We start from the raw sequence: 20,832 nt of genomic DNA, 5'->3' as shown, positions 1-20,832 counted from the left end.
GGCCGAAAGATCAGAAGACCTTCATCACGCCGACGGTCGGCTGATAGTCGTAGGGATCCGGGTTGGTCACCGGGACGTCGATGCCGGCGAGGAGGTACCAGTTGCAACCCACGTGGGTCCGGAAGGCCGGGGTGAAGATCAGGGTCGTGGTGTTCGGCCCGCGATCGTCGGTCGCCTGGGTCAGCGTGGTTCCCACGGAGAAGACCAGGTCGCCGAACGGCGTCGCATCGTGGTCCGTGAAGTAGTAGCCGGCCGCCAGATTTGCTCCGAAGGTGTTCCGGGCGCCGGCTTCGTCGAACGAGTCGTGACCGTACGGGACCGACATGCTGGCGCCGCCTCGCACGACGAGCTTCTGCCACGGATTGCTCCAGAACTCGTAGGCGGGCGTGATCGCGGCGATCCCGTTGCCATTGATCTCGTCACCGGTGGGCGCCCGGAACGACACGCCGAACGACTGCGTCAGGTCCTGCGACTCCGACAGGATCACGCGCGGCGTGATGGCGATGTCGCCCGCGGCCGTGTGGTAGCGCGACGTCGAGCCCTTGCTGCTCACCAGCAGGGGCAGGTCGTAGCGGAGCTCGAAGCGACGGCTGAGCGGTGTGTAGAGCGTGAAGGCGGGTCCGGTGTACGCGTTCCCGTTCTCGTTCGCATCGTGCGCGTACGAGAACGTGCCGATGATGAGGCGATAGAAGACGCCGTCCGCGGCGCCGATCCATCCCTGGCGCGGGGCGCCGCCCGATCCGTTGACGGGGCTCGCCCAGGCCTGATCCCACCCCTCGGAGAAGAACGTGCCGAGCGAGAGAGGACGCCACTTCGTGGGCTCGGCGTAGACGTCTCCGGTCAAGGACTCGATCGCGGCGTCCCATACGCCGACCCGCTCGGGCTCCGAAGAGGACGTCGCGCCGAGGGCTTGCCCTCCCCTCCCCACCGCCACCAACAAGCCAAGGACGCAGAACAGCCGTACGCTCATCGCAGAGTCTCCCTTCCATGGCCCGCGCCGCGCGCGATGTCCCCCCGAGCGCGCGCAGGGTTCGACTGTGTGCCGCTCCCCCTAGCGACCCGGCGCGTCGGTGGCAAACGGCTGGGGGACCGACCCAAGACTTCCTAGTCGACGACGAAGTCCTTGGTGGACACGACCGCGCCGTTGGCCGAGATCTCGACCTTGTACTTCCCGGTCGGCCAGCCGCTCGGCTTCGCGATGTGGAACTCGGTCGCCGACGGCCCGGTCGGTGCAATCGCCTGGGAGCTCTCGTTGACGAGCTGGCCGTCCTCGTAGGTCCAGCGCGCCGTCAAGGCGACCGACGGCGCAGCCCCCTCGCTCACGATCGACGCATAGATCGTGTCGGTGGTGGCGAACGTCGTCGTGGGCTGGGCCACCTTCTTGTCGGTGCCGACGGCCTTTCCGAGGTCCACCGTGACGACACGGAACGGAACCGGAGCCAGCGGCGCAGGCGGTGGCGCGGCAGCCTGCGGCGGCGGGGCTGCGGGCTTGGCGGGAGGCGGCGGCGGGGCTTCGGACTTCGAGCAGGCGATGGCGCCCGCCACGAGCCCCGCGGCCACGACGGAGATCATCAGGCTTCGGATGCGCATCGGTTGGCTCCCTTCTTGGGTGCTCAGCGATCCGGGATCTTCAGCACCTGACCCGGATGGATCAGGTTCGGGTTCTTCACCGTGTCCGCGTTGAGCTGGTGGATCTCCTTCCACCGGTTGGCGTCACCCAGGAGCTTCTTCGCGATCTTCGAGAGATTGTCCCCGGCGACGACCGTATAGGTGCGCGATCCCGCAACCGTCGGCGCCGTCGACGACGATCCGCTCTGGACGTCCGAGAAATCGGCCTTCTTGTCAGCCATGGCGTCCGGGCCCTCCTTGTCGCGGTGGACTCATCCGCGCCGTAGCCCAGCCGGTCCTGCCTGACAATACCCTATCGACGCGGGGCCTCCCGCCTCCGCGCGATGCGCACGGCGCCGTGGGGTCGCGGCTCAGTTCCAGCGCGGGTGGGTGATCAGCACGGCCAGGAAGAGCAGCCCGACGCCGATCGCCGGCACCGCGAGAAGCCCCAGCAGCTTGATGGCGGGGCCGATGCGGCCTGCCGACCTGAGATGCAGGCTTCCGAGGACGATCCCAGCCAGCGCGACGAGAACCACGGACCACAGCCCGATGTTGAACGACGACACGGAGCCGTCGGCGAGCCCGACGAAGAAGAAGTACAGGAAGACGAGCGCGACCAGCGCGTCGATCGTCCACAGGAACCAGAAGGCCTTCATCGAAGGGCTTCGTAGCACGATCGCCCGCACGGAGGGCGATCGGTCCGGGCCCCCGGTGGCTACTCGGCGTCGTCGTCGGCCGCGTCGCCCCCTGCTTGGGGCGTGGCGCCGGCAGGAGCCTGGCCCGGCGGCAGCTTGGCGAGGATCGCCTGCCGCGTCGCCGCGTCGAGGTCGGGCGCCTTCAGCAGCTCGGCGTAGAGGGTCTTCGCCTTCTCGGCGTTGCCGGCGGCGTCTTCGAGCCGCGCTTCGGCCGCCAGCGCCTGCGTATGGAACGGTCCGGCGATGTCGGCCGCCTGGCGATAGGCGTCGAGCGCGGCGGCGTCGTTCTTCGACGCCTCCTGCGCGCGACCGCTCCCTACGAGCGCTTCCTGGCGCAGGTACTCCGTCGCGGGCGAGCCGGCGAGGTATTCGCCGTAGGCCAGCGCAGCGGCCGCCGGGTCGGGTTGCTGCAGCAGCGCGTGCGCGCGGTACAGGGCGGCGATCCGGCCCATCGGCGCGCGTGGATACGCGGCGGCGACCGATTGGAACTCGGTCGCGGCATCGGCGAACTTGCCCGTCTGGTACAGCATGTGCGCCGTCTGGAAGCGGGCGGCCGCGGTCTCCGCCTGACGTGACGAGTACCAGGCGATTCCGAGCACGATCGCGACCACGGCCACGAGCGCCGAGACGCCACCGACCACCGCCGACTGGTTCGCGCGCAGCCATTCCGTCGCCTGGGCGGTCAGCGCCTGGAACTCGTCGGGCTCCCGCAGGTCCTTGCGCGAGAGCTTGATGTGGTCGGCCTCGGCCATCCCCTCCCCCTACATCTTGTACTTGAAGTCGTCGGGCGACATTTTCTCGAGGATCTCGGCCCACTTGTCGCGCGACACGTTGGACAGGTCGGGATCGCGCGGATCCTCCATCTGCTGGAGCACGCTCGAGGCTTCGAGCACCGCCTTGGCGACGTAGATGGGGCTCTTCGTGCGCAGCGCGAGGCTGATCGCGTCCGAGGGGCGCGCGTCGATCGTGAGCTGCCGGTCGCCGACCCGCAGGTAGATGAGCGCGAAGTAGGTGTTGTCCTTCAGCTCCGTCACTTCGATCCAGTCGACCGTCGCGCCGAGCTCGCCCAGTACGTTGCGCAGCAGATCGTGGGTGAGCGGACGCGCCATCTGGATCCCTTCGAGCTCGGCCGCCATGGCGGTCGCCTCGAGCAGTCCGATCCAGATCGGGAGGTTCAGCTTGTTGTCGGGATCCCGCAGGATGACGATCGGTGTCTTCGTCACGGGATCCAGGGTGAGCCCACCCACGGTCATCAGGATGAAGTTGTCGCGATTCATGGCCGGCCCGACCCCCTGCAGTGCATTCTTCACCACCCCCGGTGGGAGGTCAACGCGCGGCTCACGCAGCGACGATGCGATCGACGACGCGATAGAGCTGGTTCAGGTTGCGGCATTCCTCGACCATCGTGCAGAACGGCGCGTAGCGGTCCATTTCGCTGTCGCCGAATCCCCACGTCATGCGGTTCTCGGGGTTGAGCCAGATGATCTGCTTGGCGCGCAGGTGGATGTCCTTGAGCGCCCACTCGTGCGGCAGATTGTAGTTGTTGCGGGCGTCGCCGAGGATGATGACCGTGGTGCGTGTGTTCACCGCCTGCAGGAACTCGCGGTGGAAGGCCTTGAAGGCCCGTCCGAAGTCGGAGTGCGCGTAGACGTTGATGACGTTGCCGGTGAGCGCCGTGTCGAGCGCGACGTTGGCCTCGTGCTCGGTGAAGAGCTGCGTCACCTCGCCGATGTCGGCGACGAAGATGAAGCTGCGGACCTTCGAGTAGAGGTCCTGGAGCGCGTACACGAACTGCAGCATGAACCGCGACACGTTGCGGACCGAATCCGACACGTCGCAGAGGATCATCACCTGCGGGCGGTCTTTGCGCTTGCGGTCGAAGAACATGCGGAACGGCACGCCGCCGAACTGGAGGTTCTCGCGTAGGGTCCGGCTGGAATCGAAGCGGCCGCGCCGCGCTCGCTTGCGCCGGAGCGCCACCACGTTGCGCAGCCGCTGGGCGAGCTTCGTCACCGCCTCCTGCATGCGCCGCATCTCGTCCTCGGTGAGGTAGAAGAAGCTCTTCTCGGCGAGCGCCTGCATGCCCTGGCGGTCGCGCCGGTCGACGTCCTGCTGGTCGAGCTCCTGGCGCACCATCGCCTTCATCATGTCGGCCAGGTCCTGGAGCCGCCGGTCCAGGAGCTGCCCGAAGCGCCGCCCGGTCTCGGGGTCGAGGCCGCCGAAGGCGCCCTTCAGCCCCTCGATCTCGCCGGCGAGGTTCCCGAGGCCGAGGGCCTGAGCGATCGCGTGGGTGAACTTGCCCTCCTGGAAGCTGTGCTGGATATCGCCCAGCTGCCCGCGCGCCGCGGCCTCGCGCAGCAGCTGCTCGAGGCGTCCGGTGTCGGCCTGGAGGAGCGCCTTCGCCAGCGGCGAGAGCTCGATGCCCTGCTCCTCGAGGAACCGCTGCAGGTCCTCCAGCATGCGCTGGAAGGCGTCGCTGTCGAGCTCGAGCGCGGCCTGGGTCGCCTGGGTGATCTCCTGGATCGTGTCGCCGAGCCCCGAGAAGTAGAGGTCGAACAGGCGTTCGAACGTCGGCACGTCGACGGCACGCTTCACGGCCGTGGCGCGGAGCGCCGCGCGCACCGTGTCGCGATCGGCGAGGCCGACCGTACCCAGCGCACGGAACGCGTCCATGGTCTCGGAGACGGACACGCGGAGCCCGTTCTGTCGCAGCAGGCCACAGAACTCGACGAGCTTCGTGTTCATGGCGGGCTGCCGGCGCCTTAGTGCAGGACGTCCTTGTCGCCCCCGTCGGCGGGCGCGGCGGTCTGCTTCTGCTTTGCGCGCTGGAGCTCGCGGAAGTCCTTCAGCTCCTGCTGCGCCTTGCGGATGTCGGCCTCGTACTTGAGGATGACCGAGAGGGTTTCGCTCACGAGGTCCTCGTCGAGGCTCTGCACGTTCAGCAGGAGCAGCGCGCGCGTCCAGTCGAGCGTCTCGCTGATGCTGGGGGCCTTCTTCAGGTCGAGCTTCCGCACCCGCTGGATGAGCGAGACGACCTCGCCGGCGAGCCGCTCGCCGACGCCGGGCACCTTGAGGGTGACGATGGCCAGCTCGTGCGCTCGATCGGGGAAGTCGATGTAGAGATGCAGGCAGCGGCGCTTCAACGCGTCGGACATCTCGCGCGCGTTGTTGCTCGTGAGCACGACCGTCGGGATGTGCTTGGCGCGCAGCGTTCCGAGCTCGGGCACGCTCACCTGGAAGTCGGAGAGGATCTCGAGCAGGAACGCCTCGAACTCGGCGTCCGACTTGTCGATCTCGTCGATCAGCAGCACGCACGGGTGCGACGACGTGACGGCCTTCAGCAGCGGCCGCGGCAGCAGGAAGCGGTCGCTGAAGAAGACGTCGTCCTCGGTGGCGATGCGATCGACGGCCTCGGTGAGCGACTTGGCGTTCCCCACCACTTCGCTGATCTTGTCCTTCAGGATCTGCGTGTAGAGGAGCTGCTTCGCGTACTCCCACTCGTAGAGGGCCTTCGGCTCGTCCAGACCCTCGTAGCACTGGAGCCGGATCAGCTCGTGCCCGAGCGCCTGCGAGAGGACCTTGGCGAGCTCCGTCTTGCCGACGCCGGCCGGCCCTTCGACCAGGATCGGCTTGTGGAGCTTGGCGGCGAGGTAGACGACGGTGCCGATCGTGCGGCTCGTGATGTACTTGAGCGCCTCGAAGCGCTGGATGACCTCGTCGACGGAAGCAAACACGGTAGCGGGCGCGGACGCTAACACACGCCCCAACCCCAGGCAATCAAACGCGAGCGTCGATCACGCGATCGCGCGGCCACCGTCGACGTGCAGGATCGTCCCGGTCGAGAACGCCGCCTCCTCGACGAGGAAGCGTATGGCACGTGCCACGTCTTCGGGCGTGCCGATGCGGCCGAGCGGCGTCGCGCGACGCACCGCCGCCACCTGCTCCGGTCCGAAGTCGTCGGGGAGCAGCACGGGGCCTGGCGCGACCGCGTTCACGCGCACGGCGGGTGCGAGCTCCTTCGCGAGCGCCTTCGTGAGCGCGATGACGCCCGCCTTCGAGACGCAGTACGGCAGGTAGTCGCGGTAGGGCCGCTCGCCGGCCCAGTCGGCGATGTTGACGATCGCGCCCTCGCCGCGCCCGCGCATGGCGCGGCCGATCTCCCAGGCGAGCAGGAAGGGCGCGCGGAGGTTCACGTCGACGCTCGCGCTCCACGCCGCGTCGGTGATCTCGTCGAAGGGGGTCCGCAGGTAGTTGGAGGCGCTGTTCACGAGGACGGCGAGGCCGCCCGCGCTGCGCGCTTCGGCCTCGGCGGCGAGGCGGCGCACGCTCGTCGCGTCGCCGAGATCGGCGCGGAGCGCGACCGCGTCGACGCCCTTCGCGCGCAGGGCCGTGACCGTCGCCGCGGCGTCGGGAGCCGAGCTGTTGTAGTGGACGACGACGTTGGCGCCGCGGGCGGCGAGCTCGAGCGCGATGACCCGTCCCACGCGCTTCGCCGCCCCCGTGACGAGCGCCCAGCGACCCCGGAGTTCCACGACGGCGACCTTTAGCGGACCCGTCCGCGCGACGCTATGCCGGCGTGCCCAGGTTGTTCTGCCCGCGCGACTGCACCCAGACGAGGCCCCGGTAGACGTACTGCGCGCCGGCCGCGGTCGTGAGGGCCGCGGCCGCGTAGAAGCACGTCTGCTCGAGGAGCGGCGCGACGAGGTCGGGTCGCACGAGACCCACCAGCACGAGCGCCACCGAGGCGAGCTGGAAGAAGGTACTGAGCTTGCCGCTGATGCTCGGACGGATCTCCATCGTCTGCTGCGTCATCGTGAAGAGGAGGAAGTAGCCGAGTACCACGACGACGTCGCGCGAGATGACGACGACCGTCAGCCAGCGCGGCACCTCGTTCATGAACCCGAGCGTGATGAAGGCGGACAGGAGCAGGAGCTTGTCGGCCGCCGGGTCGAGGTAGGCGCCGAGGGTGGTCTTGGTGTGCGTCAGGCGCGCGATCGCGCCGTCGAGCGCGTCGGTGACCCCGGCCGCCACGAAGACGCCGAGCGCCTCGGGATAGCGCCCGTCGACCAGGAAGATGAGGAAGATCGGAATCCCGACGATCCGCAGCAGCGTCAGGAAGTTCGGCACGTTCAACATGAACGGGCGGGCGTACGGTCGAGTGCCTTCCGGAGCTGCCCGGCGAGCTTCGGGGGTACGAGCGCGGTGATGGTGACGGTGCCGTCGCGGTAGTACTCCTCGAGCACCGTGCCGCCGGCTCGGACGCGTGCCACGAGGTCGCCTCGCCCCGTCGGCATCACGAGCCGCACGCGGGCCAGCCCGCGCGAGACGTCGCGCTCGATCGCCGCGAGCAGCCGATCGAGGCCCGCGCCGGTGCGCGCCGAGATGAGCACCGCGTCGTCGCCCACCGCGATCGGCGGCTCGTCGGGCGGGAGGAGATCGGCCTTGTTGAACACCTGGAGGCACGCCACGCCGGCGGCGCCGATCTCTTCCAGCACCTCGTCGACGACCTGCTGATGCTCCCGCCAGCTCGGGTGCGACACGTCGACCACGCGCAGCAGGAGGTCGGCCGAGCGGAGCTGCTCGAGCGTGCTCTTGAACGCCTCGACGAGCTGGTGCGGCAGCTTGTGGATGAAGCCGACCGTGTCGGCGAGCACGATCGTGAGGCCGCCGGGGAGCCGGAGCCGCCGCACGGTCGGATCGAGCGTTGCGAAGAGGCGATCCTCGACCAGCACGCCGGCCTGCGTCAGCGCGTTCATCAGCGTCGACTTGCCGGCGTTCGTGTAGCCGACGAGCGCCACGGTCGGCGTCGGTGTCGCGGTGCGCTCGCCGCGCTGCACCCGCCGGGTGCGTTCGACCTCGCCCAGTCGGCGGCGCAGCGTCGTGATCCGCTCGCGCACGCGGCGGCGATCCACCTCGAGCTGCGTCTCGCCGGGCCCACGGGTCCCCACGCCGCCGCCGAGGCGCGAGAGGTGGGTCCACGCGCGCGTGAGGCGCGGAAGGAGATACTGGAGCTGCGCCAGCTCGACCTGGAGCTTGCCCTCCGTCGTGCGCGCGCGCTGCGCGAAGATGTCGAGGATGAGGGCGCTGCGGTCGATTACCTTGCAGGCGAGCGCCTTCTCGAGGTTGCGCTGCTGGGCCGGCGACAGGGGATCGTCGAAGATGACGACGCTGGCGTCGGTCGCCTGGCGCAGCTCGTTGATCTCGGCGACCTTGCCCGCGCCGATGTACGTCGCCGGATGGATCCGCCGCAGCGGCTGCACTGCCTGCCCGACGATCTCGAGCCCGGCCGTATCCGCCAGCCGCGCGAGCTCCGCCACCGATTCCTCGACTGGAATGCGCGCCTTGGGGAGCGCCACGCCGACCAGGATCGCGCGCTCGGCGACCGGCGCCGTGCTGTGCATCCGCGTCGTCAACGGAACGACAGCATCCCGCTTCCGACCACGCGCTCGACGGCTTCCACCACCTCGTCCGTGGCGGCGACGCGAATCGTCGGCGGGACGGCCACGATCGTTTCGGATCCATCGGGACGAATCAGGTGGAGGAACGCCTCGCAGGAGCCGGGGAAGGTCGCGAGGGTGTCGCGCAGCCGCTCGAGGCCCGGACGGCCGACGCGCTCGAGCGGCACGTTCACGTGGACCTGGCGGATTGCTTCGGCGCGGGCGGTCGCGAGCGGCATGAGCTCGTCGGCGATGATCTGGCAGCGCTCGGGGGAAATGTCGAGCCCGCCCGACACGACCACCGCCTCGCCCGCCGTGATCGTCGACTCGTGCCGGCGGTAGGTGTCGGGCCAGGCGATCACCTCGACCGTGCCTTCCTTGTCCTCGAGGGTGAAGGTCGCATAGCGCTCGCCGCGCTTCGAGTTGCGCAGCCGGATCGAGTTGATGACGCCCCCGAGCTTCACCTTCGGCCGGCTGTCGCGTCCGGGACGGTCGCCGTTGGCCGGCGCCGGCAGCTCGGCGCCGCGTGTGCGCAGCGTGCCGATGGTCACGGTCGTGAACTTCCGCAGATCCTTCAGGTACCGGTCGAGCGGGTGCCCGGTGATGAAGAACCCGATGGCTTCCCGCTCGTGGCGCAGCTCCTCCTCGGCCTTCCACGACTCGCAGGGGGCGAGCGGTGGCGGCGTCGTGTCGACGGCGCCGCCGCGCCCTGCCGCGAACAGGCCGAGCTGCGGGCTCGTGCGTTCCTCGGCGCGCAGGTTCGCCCACTTGAGGGCGTCGTCGAGCGCCGTCCACAGGCGGGCGCGGTTGCGCTCGATCGAGTCGAAGGCGCCACAGGCGATGAGGCTCTCCAGCACCTTGCGGTTCACGACCTGTCCCCGCACGCGCAGGCAGAAGTCGTGCAGGCTGGTGAACGGCCCCTCCCCTTCCCGGGCCGCGATGATGGCCTCGATCGCCTTCGAGCCGACGCCCTTCACCGCCCCGAGACCGAAGCGGATCGCATCGCCCACGACGGTGAAGTCGTCACGGCTCTCGTTCACGTCCGGCGCGAGGATCGCGATGCCGTGCTCGCGGCACTCGGCGATGTTCTTGAAGGTGTTGTCGGTGTCGCCGGCCTCCAGCGAAAGGAGCCCGGCCATGAACGGGACCCGGTGATGGGCTTTCAGATAGGCGGTCTGGTACGTGATGACGGCGTAGGCGGCGGAGTGGCTCTTGTTGAAGCCGTAGGCCGCGAAGGTCTCCATCTGGTCGAAGATCGCCGCGGCGACGGCAGGCTCGCAGGTGCCGCGCCTCGCCACGCCGGCCAGGAAGCGCTGCCGCTCCTTCGCCATCTCCTCGGCCTTCTTCTTCCCCATCGCGCGGCGCAGGTTGTCGGCGTCGCCGAGCGAGTAGCCCGCCAGCTCCTGCGCGATCTGCATCACCTGCTCCTGGTAGACGATGACGCCATAGGTGTCGCGCAGGATCGGCTCGAGGGCCGGGTGCAGGTAGCTGATCTTGTCCTTGCCGTGCTTGCGCTTGATGAACTCGTCGACCATGCCGCTGTCGAGCGGTCCCGGCCGGTAGAGCGCGAGGGCGGCGACGACGTCGGCGAAGCACGACGGGCGCAGGCGGGCCAGCATCCGGCGCATCCCGCCCGACTCGGCCTGGAAGACGCCGACCGTGTCGCCGTCCTGCAGCACCTTGTAGGTGGCCGCGTCGTCGAGCGGCAGCTCGTCGAGGCGCACCGTCGCGCCGCGGCTCTGGGCGATCAGCCGGACGATGTTCGCGATCAGGGTCAGGTTCTTCAGGCCCAGGAAGTCGAACTTGATCAGGCCGATCGCCTCGACGTCGGTGAACGTGTACTGCGTGACGACGGCGCCGTCCTTGTCGATCCAGAGCGGCAGGTCCTCGGTCAGCGGCTGCGGCGAGATGACGATGCCCGCGGCGTGCTTGGAGCAGTTGCGCAGGAGCCCCTCGAGCCGCAGCGCGAGGTCGAACAGGTGCGCCTCGCGCTCGCCGGAGTTCTGGATCTCGACCAGCTTCGGCTCCATCTCGAGGGCCTTGCCGAGCGGGAAATCCTTGCCCTGCTTCGGCTCGGGGTAGAGCTTCGTGATGCGGTCGGTCTCGGCGAAGGTGAAGTCGAGCACACGCCCGACGTCCTTGATCGCCTGCTTGCCCTTGAGGGTCCCGAACGTGATGATCTGCGCCACACGGTCGGCGCCGTACTTCTCCTTCACGTAGCGGATCACCTCGTCGCGGCGCACGAAGCAGAAGTCGACGTCGATGTCGGGCATGGAGCGCCGCTCGGGATTGAGGAACCGTTCGAAGAGGAGCCCGTGCTCGATCGGGTCCAGGTCGGTGATGCGCAACGCCCAGGCGACCAGGCTCCCGGCCGCCGAGCCGCGCCCGGGCCCGACGGGGATGCCCTGGTTCTTCGCCCAGTTGATGAAGTCGGCGACGATGAGGAAGTAGCCCGCGAACCCCATCTGCTTGATGACGCCGAGCTCGTAGGCGAGCCGCTCCTCGTAGCGTGCCTCGTCCTCGGGGTGCGTGCCGAGCGTGCGGCGGGCGTTCAGGCGCTCGTCGAGCCCGGTGCGGGTGTCGCGCTCGAGGACGTCCTCCAGCGTCTCGCCGGCCGGCACCGCGTACACGGGAAACTGGTACTGCTGCCGGAACTCGAAATCACAGCGGTTCGCGATGTCGAGCGTGGTCGCGACGGCGCCGGGAACGTGCGCGAACGCCTGCGCCATCTCCGCCGGACTCTTCACGAAGAGCTGGTCGGTCTCGAACTTCCAGCGCCGCTCGTCGGAAAAGGTCTTGCCGGTCTGGATGCACAGGAGCGCCTCGTGCGCGGCGGCGTCCTCGCACGAAAGGTAGTGGCAGTCGTTCGTGCCGACGAGCGGGATGCCGGTCCGCTTGGCGAGGTCGATCAGCTCGGCGTTCACGGCCTCTTGCTTGTCCAGGCGGTTGTCCTGGATCTCGAGGTAGAAGCGGTCGTCGAAGAGCGCGGCGAGCTCCTCGGCGGCGGCGAAGGCCTTGGCGCGCTGGCCGATCATGAGGCTGTGCGCGATCTCGCCGCGCAGGCAGCCCGAGAGCGCGATGAGCCCGCCGTTCAGCTCGCGAAGGAGCGCCTTGTCGATCCGCGGCTTGTAGTGGAAGCCCTCCTGGTAGCCCGCCGTGACCAGCTTGCAGAGGTTTCGGTAGCCGTCGCGGTTCATCGCGAGCAGGATCAGGTGGTAGTTGCCGCCGGCCTCGTAGTCGTCGATGCGCCCTTCCTTGTCGAAGCGGCTCTTCGGGGCGACGTACACCTCGCAGCCGATGATCGGCTTCACGCCGTGCCGCACCGCCTCGTGGTGGAACTGGACGGCACCGAACATGTTGCCGTGGTCGGTGATGGCGCACGCCGGCATGCCGGCGGCCTTCACGCGGGGCAGGAGCTGCTTGATCTTGTTCGCCCCGTCGAGCAGCGAGAACTGCGTGTGCAGATGCAGATGGACGAATGACATCGCCCCGTGCTTCCCCTCCCCCGGTCGTCCAGAACTGCGGTGAGCGGCACGCTACCGTGCGACCGCGGCGGGCGTCAACTGCAGGGCGCGATCGCCCGCGGAAAATGCGCACCGGGTGCAGCGCGGCGAGGCCGCCCTGCACCCGGTGCGGTTCACGTGAGTGGGTCGGCTACCGTTGCTGCCGGCAGACGAGGCCGCTGGCCGAGGTCGAGCAGTCCGTCACGTCGCCCACGCGATCGATCGACGGGCCGTAGGTCAGCGTCACCACGGCGGGTCCGACGAACGGACCGCCGCCGAGGGTCGCCTTCTTGAACTTCACGCTGAACTTCCAGACCTTCGGCTGGGAGTTCGACGTCTTGAAGGTGCCCTTGATGAGCTTGTCGAGGGTCCGGCACTTGCGCGCGGTCGCCGTGATCTTGCACTCCGCCGGCGTGAAGGTGTGGGTCCGGACGGTCGGGACGGGCGCGCTGTCCGCGATGGAGATGGTGACGTCGCCGGTGCCGTCCGGGAAGACCTCCCCGGGCAGCAGGGTGACGAAGTCGCCCTTCGTGCTGACGTTGCTGGAGTCGGCCGTCACCGAGAAGTTCGCCTTCATGCGGACGCGGATGGGATTGAGCGGCCCTTCGTTGTCGTCACAGACGTTGCCGACGTTGTCGCTGTCGATGTCCGCCTGATCGGGGTTGGAGACGGTGTCGCAGTTGTCGTCGGTGCTGCAGATCTGGTCGCCGTCGGGATCGCCGCCGCCGCCGTTGTTCTGGCACGTGCCGGCGACGCAGTGGTCGGGAACGGTGCAGGTGTCGGCGCCGCTCTCACAGGTCGTGGTGTCCGGTTTCGGCGAGGCGACGCAGGTCCCAACCGGCTCGGTGCAGACCCCGGTGTTGCACTGATCGTCGAGACCCGAGCAGTTGACCGGTGTCCCCGCCTGGCAGGAATGGGTTCCGACGTTGCAGACCTCCCCACCGTTGCAGGCGACGCCGTCGCTGCATTCCGCGTTGGTCGAGCAGCTCGCGCACGCCGGGACAGAGGTCGCGACTGGGGCGAACGACACGGCGCCGTTCACGCTGTCGCAGCCCGGGTTGCCGGGCCCGGCCACGCAGCCCCACCAGTTGAGGGTCGCCGACACGGTGCCCGCGATCACGGACGAGTTGTCGACACCGTTGGAGGCGCTGCTCAAGAACGAGTTCCCGTGCATGCTGACGGTGGTCGGATCGAATCCCGTCGTGAAGCCGCCGTCGTCCTGGACGAGGACGCCCGTCCCGTTCGAGACGAACTGGTTGCACGACAGCACGGTGCTGTTGCTCGAGAGCACGTTGACGCCCCGGAGCAGACCGCGGAACACGTTGTGCTGGAAGGTCGTGTGGCCCCAGACGGTGGCGTCCGGGTAGCCCCAGGTGCCGAGGCCGTAGCCACCGAGCCCCAGGCCGTCCACGGTGTTGTCCTGGACGAGGCCGTTCTTCGCCTGCGTGCGCGCGGTGGCGTTGAACAGGCCGGTGATCTGGTTGCGGAGGAGCTGGAAGCCGTCCACGCCCGTATTGATGAAGAACGCCCGCTCGCCGGAGGCGCCGAGCGGCTCGATGACGTTGTCGGTGACGGCCAGGTTGTTCACGAGGGTGCTGGTCGAGTAGGTCGTGATGACGCCGAAGCCGTCGTCACCCGTCGAGCTCCCCGGATCGGCGAAGCCGACGCGCAGCCGGTTGTTCTTGATCGTGACGCTCGAGAGCGCGGTGTCGACCAGGATGTTGCTGGCCGCAACCTGCGTCGGCGTACCGTCCCGGCCGACGATGGTGAAGCCGTCGACCGTCACCGTCGGCGCGCTGATCTCGAGCGCGCCCAGGTAGGTGGGGCCCGTCTGCAGGTTGATGGTCGTGAGCGCCCGGCCCGACGCCGAGCGCAGCGTGATCGACTGGGTCACCTGCGGGCTCTCGTCGTATGAGCCCTTGCCCACCAGGACCGTGTCGCCCGCCTGGGCGTGGTCGATCTCGCCCTGGATGACTGCGCCGATGCGCCGCACGTTGTCGAAGGTGTACGGCGCGCTCGTGTACGAGAACGGCCGTACGTCGTTGGGCGGGTTCACGCCCACGACGACCGAGCGATTGAAGGTGTTCGAATTGAAGTAGGTGGCCCAGTCGAACTGCGTGTTGTCGTAGTCGCCGCGCGCCCGGATCATCTGGCCGTCGGGCGCGCTGTTGCTGAAGGTGTTGCCGGTGATGACGGCGCCACCGATGCCGTACGTGAACCACGACGGCTCGAGAGGCCCCGGGCCGTTGAAGCTGATCGACGGCCACGGCTGCGCGCCCGGCAGCGTCGCCAGGTTCAAGAACGTGTTGCCCGTGATGACACGCCCCGCGACCGGGCCGCTGAAGCCCGCGCCGCTGGCGATGTCGAGGCTGACGCCATCCTCGAAGATGTTGCCGTCGATCGTGTACGCCTTCACGTGGGAGACGTTGCCGATCGTGTCGAAGTCGAAGTCGTTGATGTACACCGAGCCCTGCGGGTCGGCGATGTCGCTGTCCCGGAGGGTGAAGTTGTCGCCGACGACCTCGATCGTCTTGTTCTGACCGAGGCTGTTGGTGCCGATGCGCACCCCGGCGATCGTGACGTTGTCACCCTGCACGAACACGCCGTCGGGTCCGAAGCAGAGATTGGAGTTGGTGTTGATGGTCGCCAGGACCGAGCCGGCGCTCGTGATCGGCACGTTGCCGGCCGTCACACCCTGGACCGTGACGCCCGCTTTGGTGTCGGCGATGAAGAGACCGGCGGTGTCGCCGGCGCAGGCCGGCGGCGACGGCATGGGGGCCGTTTCGCTGTAGGTTCCCGGGAACACGTTGACGGTGTCACCCGGGCACGCGGTGTCGATCGCGTGCTGGATCGTCTTGCACGGCGTCCCGAGCGTCTTGCAGACGTTCGGCGTCGGTCCGGGGAGCAGATCGGCTCCGGACGGCGATGCGTAGCGGGTACCGCAGAGGACCTCGGCCTCGACCGACACGGGGCCCTGGAAGAACCACGTGAGCGGATCCGTGACCGTCGTCAGGTCCAGGCTGAGGGTGGCCGTGAAGAACATCTTGCCGGTCAGCTGGAAGACCGAGACCGGCGTGTTCGGCGTGACCGGGTTGTACCAGTGGATCAAGTTGTCGCTCTGGAGCGTGCCGGAGAAGGTCGCCGAGAGGGTCGTCGGCCCGGTGGGGACGATGACCGGCGGATTGAGGGTGATCGACGTTCCGGTTCCGCTGCCGCCCCGCAGCAGGCTGTTCACGACCCCGTTGGCCGGGTCGGACGGTCCGACCGTCGGCACCTGATAGCCGTTGATGGCCCAGTCGATGGCGCCCGCCGACGTCGAGAATGCCGGATCCCCGTTCACGTTCTCCTTGGCGATCAGCGAGCCCGGCGGCAGGTTGCTGCCGTTGTTGGTCGGGAACAGGAGCTGGATGTCGAGCCCGAACTGGTCCGGGACCGACTGGAAGAGCGCGTACCAGTTGAGCCCGAACGCGCCGGGCAGCGGCGTCGAGTCGAAGTTGTACTGCGCGCCGTTCGTGTTGGTCTCGGTGAAGGTCGCCTTGGCGTAGGAGACGTTTGCCAGGCTCGGTCCTCCGGTGGTGTTGAAATGGACCGCGATCCCGCCGGTGGCATCACCCAGATGGACCGTCGCGCCCTGCGCGGGCGATGCCCCCAGCGCCAGGACCGTCGCCACGCCGAGCGTGATCGACACGAGCACCCCTCGAGCCGCACCTGAAATGGTTCTCATCGCAGCAGTTCCCTCCAAATCCCGGTCGTGACGTCGCGAATGCTGGTTCCGTGTTGAGCGTGCACTTACGTCCTTGGACATATGGCTGTCAAGGTTGATTTGCGGATGACCGTCTTGGGCGATCGCCGCTCGCGCAGCCGCCGAACCGCGCGCGGCATGTCGCCACACCTCGACCACGGTCGCAGCGCGAACGAGCGAAGGGGGGCGGGCTTCCGCCCACCCCCCTTCGGGTTCACCGCTGAAAGCTGCGGTCTATTCTTCGCCGTTGAACCGCCAGCCGTTGTGGAGCTGGCGCCAGCGGCCGACGACCGTCCACTCCTGGGCGCCCACGAAGACGTGGGTGACCATGTGCTCGGTCGCGCCGGTCAGGTCGCCGTAGGCCTTGATGGTCACGCGGTAGCCGCGGACGAGCTTCTTGGCCTTCATCTTCTGGATGCCGCCGGCGAGCTTCGCCGCCCGGCTGCTGTACTTGAAGCGTCCGACCTCGGGGATGCCCGTGACGGCACCGGCATCGACCGAGTTCCGGAACAGGACCTGCCCGTACCGGTCGCTCAGCTGGAGGACGAACGACGCTTGGGTCATGTCGACGTTGCCGTCGGTGGCAAGGAGGCCGTGGACCGACAGCTTGCTCAGGATCGGGCCCTTCACGATCGCCGCCGGGTCGTGACAGATGGGCGGCGTGCAGTTGATCTGACACGGGTCGAGCGGGACCGTCGGCCGCAGCGGATCGCAGCCCGACACCTGGTTGCCGTCGTCGCAGGTCTCCCCGTCGACCGTCTGCACGAGCGCGTCGCCGCAGTACGTGCAGTCGTTCCGGCAGGTCGGCGTGGGCGGGACGATGCCCGGGATCGGCGTCGGGTCCGGCGGATCGCAGCTCTCACCCACCGCGGTGTCGACGACGCCGTTGCCGCAGATGTTGGGGATGCACTGGAGCTGCCCGGGCGGACACTGGTTGTGCTGGGCGTCGACGAAACAATTCGTGTGAGTGCAGAGGAAGTTGCCCTGCTGGTCGTCGCAGCCATCGACCGTGCAGACGTCGTTGTCCGAGCAGTTGCGCGGTTGTGTGATGCAGGCGCCGTTCGAGCACGTGTCGTTGACGGTGCACGGGTTGCCGTCGTTGCACTCCGCGTTGTTGAACGTGTGTACGCAGCCACCGGCGACGTTGGGGTTGCAGGAATCGTCCGTGCACGGGTTCTGATCGTCGCAGGTCGGCGGGACGCCGCCGCCCTCACACACGCCATGGTGGCAGACGTCCGTGGGTGTGCACGGATTGCCGTCGTTGCACGGCGCGCTGTTGTTCTGATGCGTGCAGCCCGAGTTCGGGTTGCAGCCGTCGTCGGTGCACTCGTTGTTGTCGTTGCAGTTGAGCGCCGGACCGCCGCCCTGGCACGTGGTGCCGTTGCAGATGTCGACGGTCGTGCACGGGTTGCCGTCGTCACACGGAGCCGTGTTCGGGTTGTGGAAGCAGCCCGAGGCGGGGTTGCAGCCGTCGTCCGTACAGGGGTTGGTGTCGGTGCAGATGGGCGGCGTGCCGGGGGCGCACATGCCGCCCTGGCACTTCTCGACGCCGTCGCAGGCGTTGTGGTTGTCGCAATCGGCCGCCGTCACGCACGGCTGGCAGTTGGGCTGCAGCATGTGCTCGCAGCCGTTGGTGGTGTTGCATGAATCGGTCGTGCACGCGTTGTTGTCGTTGCAGTCCGGCGCTGGTCCGCCCTGACAGGCTCCGCCGCTGCACGCGTCGTTGGTCGTGCACGCGTCGTGGTCGTTACACCCGTCGTTGTTGTTGGTGTAGACGCAGCCGCCCGGGACGTTCGGGTTGCACGAATCGGTGGTGCAGGGATTTCCGTCGGTGCACACGGTCGGGGTTGCGCCAGCGCACACGCCGCCGCCGCAGACGTCGCCGGTCGTGCACGGGTTGCCGTCGTTGCACACGTCGCTGTTGTTGGTGTGCGTGCAGCCGCTCCCGGCGCTGCAGCCGTCGTCGGTGCAGGGGTTCCCGTCGTTGCAGTTCGGCGGCGGGCCGCCCAGGCAGAAGGCCCCGCTGCAGCTGTCGTTGGTCGTGCAGTTGTTGCCGTCGTCGCACGGATCGTCGTTCGGGGTGTGCGTGCAGCCCGTCAGCGGATCGCAGCCGTCGTCGGTGCAGGGGTTCCCGTCGAGGCAGTTCTTGATCGCGCCCAGGCAGTTCCCGCCGCTGCAGGTGTCGTCGATGGTGCACGCGTTATCGTCGTTGCACGGGTTCGTGTTGGGCGTGTGGGTGCAGGTGCCCGTCGGCGCGACGCAATCGTCGTCGGTGCACGGGTTCGGGTCGCCGCAGTTCTTCGGGCTGCCCGGCGAGCACTGGCCCGCCGTGCAGATGTCGCCTTCCGTACAGCCGTTGCTGTCGTCACAGAGCGTGCCGTCGCCGGCATTCGGGTTCGAGCACACGCCCGTCCCCGGATCGCAGACGCCGGGCACGTGGCACTGGTCGAGCGCGGTGCAGATCACGGGGTTCGTGCCCGTGCAGTTGCCTTCCTGGCAGGAGTCCGTCTGGGTACAGGCGTCGCCGTCGTTGCAGGAGCTCCCATCCATCGCGGTCGGATTCGAGCAGATACCGGTCATCGTGTCGCACACGCCCGTCACGTGACACTGATCCGATGGGAAGCAGACGACGAAGTTCGCCCCGGTGCACGAGCCACCCTGACAGGTGTCGCTCTGCGAGCACGCATTGTCGTCGTCACAGGGGGAATTGTTCGGTTTGGTCGTGTACGTGCAGGTGCCGGTCGCGGGGACGCAGGTCCCGGGGTTGTGGCACTGGTCGGGAGGTGCGCAGACCACCGGGTTCATGCCGGTGCACGTCCCGCCCTGGCAGGTGTTCGTCTGGTTGCAGAGGTTGCCGGGGTTGTTGCAGGCCGTGCCGTTCGGCTTCTCCGGATCGGAGCACTGGCCGTCGCTCGGGTTGCAGACCCCGGGGTCGTGGCATTGGTCGGAGGCCGTACAGACCACCGGGTTCATGCCGGTGCAGGTTCCGCCCTGACAAGTGTCCGTCTGCGTGCAGGCGTTTCCGTCGTTGCAGCCGGTTCCGTTGTTGGCTGCCGGGTTCGTGCAGACGCCCGTGCCGGGGTTGCACACGCCAGGGACGTGGCACTGATCCTGCGCCGCGCAGACGACCGGTGCGCCGGGCGTGCACGTACCCGCCTGGCAGGAGTCGTTCTGGGTGCAGGCGTTGCCGTCGGTGCACGAGGTGCCGTCGGGCTTGGACGGGTTCGAGCAGACGCCGTTGGCCGGATTGCAGACGCCGGGCACGTGGCACTGATCGAGCGCCCCGCAAGCGAGGAGCGCGCCGGACTGGCAGCTCCCGCCCGAGCAGGTGTCGTTCTGGGTGCAGGCGTTGCCGTCGCTGCACGGTGCGGTGTTGTTCGTGTGAATGCAGCCGTTCGGCGTGCAGACGTCGTCCGTGCAGGGGTTGCCGTCGTCACACTGGGCCTGGCTGCAGGTCACGTTGATCGTGACCGGGCAGAGGGATTGCTGGCCGCCCTGGTCCGTGACCGAGTACTGCACGATGTAGGCGCCCACCTGGGCGAGCGACGGCGTCCACGAGAAGTTGCTGCTGACGGCCGTCGGGGCCGTGGCGTTCGTGGGCAGCGTCGGGGTCATCGTCGCACCGGCCGGGAGGCCGGCGTCGTTCAGGGTGATGACGTCGCCGTTGTCGGCGTCCGTTCCCGACACGTTGAACGCGAGGTTCGTGCCGGCGAGGACGTTCTGCGGCAGGGTCGGCGCCGTGCACACCGGCTTGTGGTTCACGCAGGTCGTGAGCTTGATGAGGAAGTCGACCGGCGTCTTGCTGTGCCCGTCCTCGATGATGACCTGGGTCGAGTAGAGCGTCGTGTTGGCGCCTCCGAGCGTCCCGCCCATGACCTGGCCGCTGGCCGTCCAGACGGTCGCGTTCGCGGTGTTCCACGTGTAGAGGCCCGACGACGATATCGATGCGCTGTTCGACGCTGGTGGTGGCCCAGGTTGGATGAATGTCGCACCCGTCGACGCGGCCTCCGCGGCCGTCGCCAATCTCCAGGTGAGCACGTCACCCGAATCCGAGTCGGTGGCCGGCACCTGGAAGGTGCACACGGCCGGGTAGCAGCAGTTCACGATCGGTATCTGGGTACTGACTGGCGCATGGTTGTCGTTCGTGAAGATGACGTTGGTGGAGAGGGTGTACTGCTTGTCGGGGTTGTTGATGTGGCCGTTCGTCGAGGCCGGGTTCGAGATCCGGCAGCAGCTGTCGAGCTTCGCCGTGAAGGTCGACGTGTTGCCGCCGTAGGTGTGGGGGATGCTGGCGATGACCGTCGGCAGCTTGGTCGTGTCGATCGCCTCGACGAACGACCAGTTGCTGGTCGTGTCGATCGACGACACGCGGTAGATGAGGGGCGAGCCGCTGCCGCACGGCGCGGGCTCGCAGGTTCCGTCACCGAACTGCAGCTTCGAGTTGCCGATGTCCTCACGGACGAGGTCGCCGACGCCGTGACCGCCGCCGGGCCCCGTACACGCGACCACCGTATTGATGTTGCTCGGGCTGACGCAGTCCATGAAGTTCGACGAGGAGGAGTCCGTCGTGCGCCGGAAGGCGTCGTCGAGCTGGAAGAAGATCGTGCGCCCCGTCCCGAGCGACCACGTGAGGTTGCCGTAGCGGAAGTGCGTCGCATGCGCGCTCGGCGTGCTCCCCAGCACGACGGACGCGAGGGCCGCGACGAACGCGACCTGACGCAGCTTGGTCGAGAAACCTCTGCGGTTCCGATCGGTGTCCGCACACATAGTCATGATCCCCTCCCCCGAAAGGATTTGTTGTGCCAGCTGCCAAGGGGGTTGCTGTCACACTCGCCCCTGACCAGTCA

The 20,832-nt window shown here is 68.3% G+C and carries 14 protein-coding genes; all 14 read right to left on the bottom strand.

Annotated elements, in window-relative coordinates; all coding sequences use genetic code 11:
- Positions 1-10: 10 nt before the first annotated feature.
- On the bottom strand, positions 11-970 hold the full coding sequence (locus VMS22_09435) for a hypothetical protein (protein ID HXJ34247.1): 960 nt from the start codon (positions 968-970) through the stop codon (positions 11-13).
- 134 nt (positions 971-1,104) lie between these two features.
- Positions 1,105-1,590, bottom strand: coding sequence for a hypothetical protein (locus VMS22_09430; GenBank protein HXJ34246.1), 486 nt, complete (start codon positions 1,588-1,590; stop codon positions 1,105-1,107).
- A 23-nt stretch (positions 1,591-1,613) separates the two neighbouring features.
- Positions 1,614-1,850: a LysM peptidoglycan-binding domain-containing protein gene (locus VMS22_09425; protein HXJ34245.1), complete on the bottom strand. Its 237-nt coding sequence runs from the start codon at positions 1,848-1,850 to the stop codon at positions 1,614-1,616.
- 129 nt (positions 1,851-1,979) lie between these two features.
- The gene (locus VMS22_09420) at positions 1,980-2,264 is read right to left on the bottom strand and encodes an osmoprotectant transporter permease (protein ID HXJ34244.1); all 285 of its coding nucleotides are present in this window, start codon (positions 2,262-2,264) and stop codon (positions 1,980-1,982) included.
- A gap of 59 nt (positions 2,265-2,323) precedes the next feature.
- Positions 2,324-3,055: a hypothetical protein gene (locus VMS22_09415; protein ID HXJ34243.1), complete on the bottom strand. Its 732-nt coding sequence runs from the start codon at positions 3,053-3,055 to the stop codon at positions 2,324-2,326.
- Between the two features lie 9 nt (positions 3,056-3,064).
- Positions 3,065-3,580: a bifunctional nuclease family protein gene (locus tag VMS22_09410; protein HXJ34242.1), complete on the bottom strand. Its 516-nt coding sequence runs from the start codon at positions 3,578-3,580 to the stop codon at positions 3,065-3,067.
- Positions 3,581-3,641: 61 nt separating this feature from the next.
- Positions 3,642-5,048, bottom strand: a complete 1,407-nt coding sequence (locus tag VMS22_09405; protein HXJ34241.1) for a VWA domain-containing protein — start codon at positions 5,046-5,048, stop codon at positions 3,642-3,644.
- A 17-nt stretch (positions 5,049-5,065) separates the two neighbouring features.
- On the bottom strand, positions 5,066-6,037 hold the full coding sequence (locus tag VMS22_09400; GenBank protein HXJ34240.1) for a MoxR family ATPase: 972 nt from the start codon (positions 6,035-6,037) through the stop codon (positions 5,066-5,068).
- A gap of 60 nt (positions 6,038-6,097) precedes the next feature.
- A complete protein-coding gene (locus VMS22_09395; GenBank protein ID HXJ34239.1) occupies positions 6,098-6,835 on the bottom strand; it encodes an SDR family oxidoreductase in 738 nt (245 codons plus the stop codon).
- Between the two features lie 34 nt (positions 6,836-6,869).
- On the bottom strand, positions 6,870-7,439 hold the full coding sequence (locus tag VMS22_09390; protein HXJ34238.1) for a CDP-alcohol phosphatidyltransferase family protein: 570 nt from the start codon (positions 7,437-7,439) through the stop codon (positions 6,870-6,872).
- A complete protein-coding gene (gene hflX, locus VMS22_09385) occupies positions 7,433-8,704 on the bottom strand; it encodes a GTPase HflX (GenBank protein ID HXJ34237.1) in 1,272 nt (423 codons plus the stop codon). The genes VMS22_09390 and hflX overlap by 7 nt, the downstream gene beginning before the upstream one ends.
- Before the next feature lie 8 nt (positions 8,705-8,712).
- The gene (dnaE, locus tag VMS22_09380; GenBank protein HXJ34236.1) at positions 8,713-12,225 is read right to left on the bottom strand and encodes a DNA polymerase III subunit alpha; all 3,513 of its coding nucleotides are present in this window, start codon (positions 12,223-12,225) and stop codon (positions 8,713-8,715) included.
- 169 nt (positions 12,226-12,394) lie between these two features.
- Positions 12,395-15,931 (bottom strand): hypothetical protein, encoded by a 3,537-nt coding sequence (locus VMS22_09375; GenBank protein ID HXJ34235.1) that lies wholly within the window; start codon positions 15,929-15,931, stop codon positions 12,395-12,397.
- A 288-nt stretch (positions 15,932-16,219) separates the two neighbouring features.
- Positions 16,220-20,758: a hypothetical protein gene (locus tag VMS22_09370; protein HXJ34234.1), complete on the bottom strand. Its 4,539-nt coding sequence runs from the start codon at positions 20,756-20,758 to the stop codon at positions 16,220-16,222.
- Positions 20,759-20,832 lie beyond the last annotated feature (74 nt).

It is taken from the genome of Candidatus Eisenbacteria bacterium (genome assembly GCA_035577985.1).
In the GTDB taxonomy this organism is placed as follows: Bacteria; Desulfobacterota; Binatia; order DP-6; family DP-6; genus DATJZY01.
The sequence above is the reverse complement of the archived record's forward strand: the minus strand, read 5'-3'. Positions and strand labels throughout refer to the sequence as shown.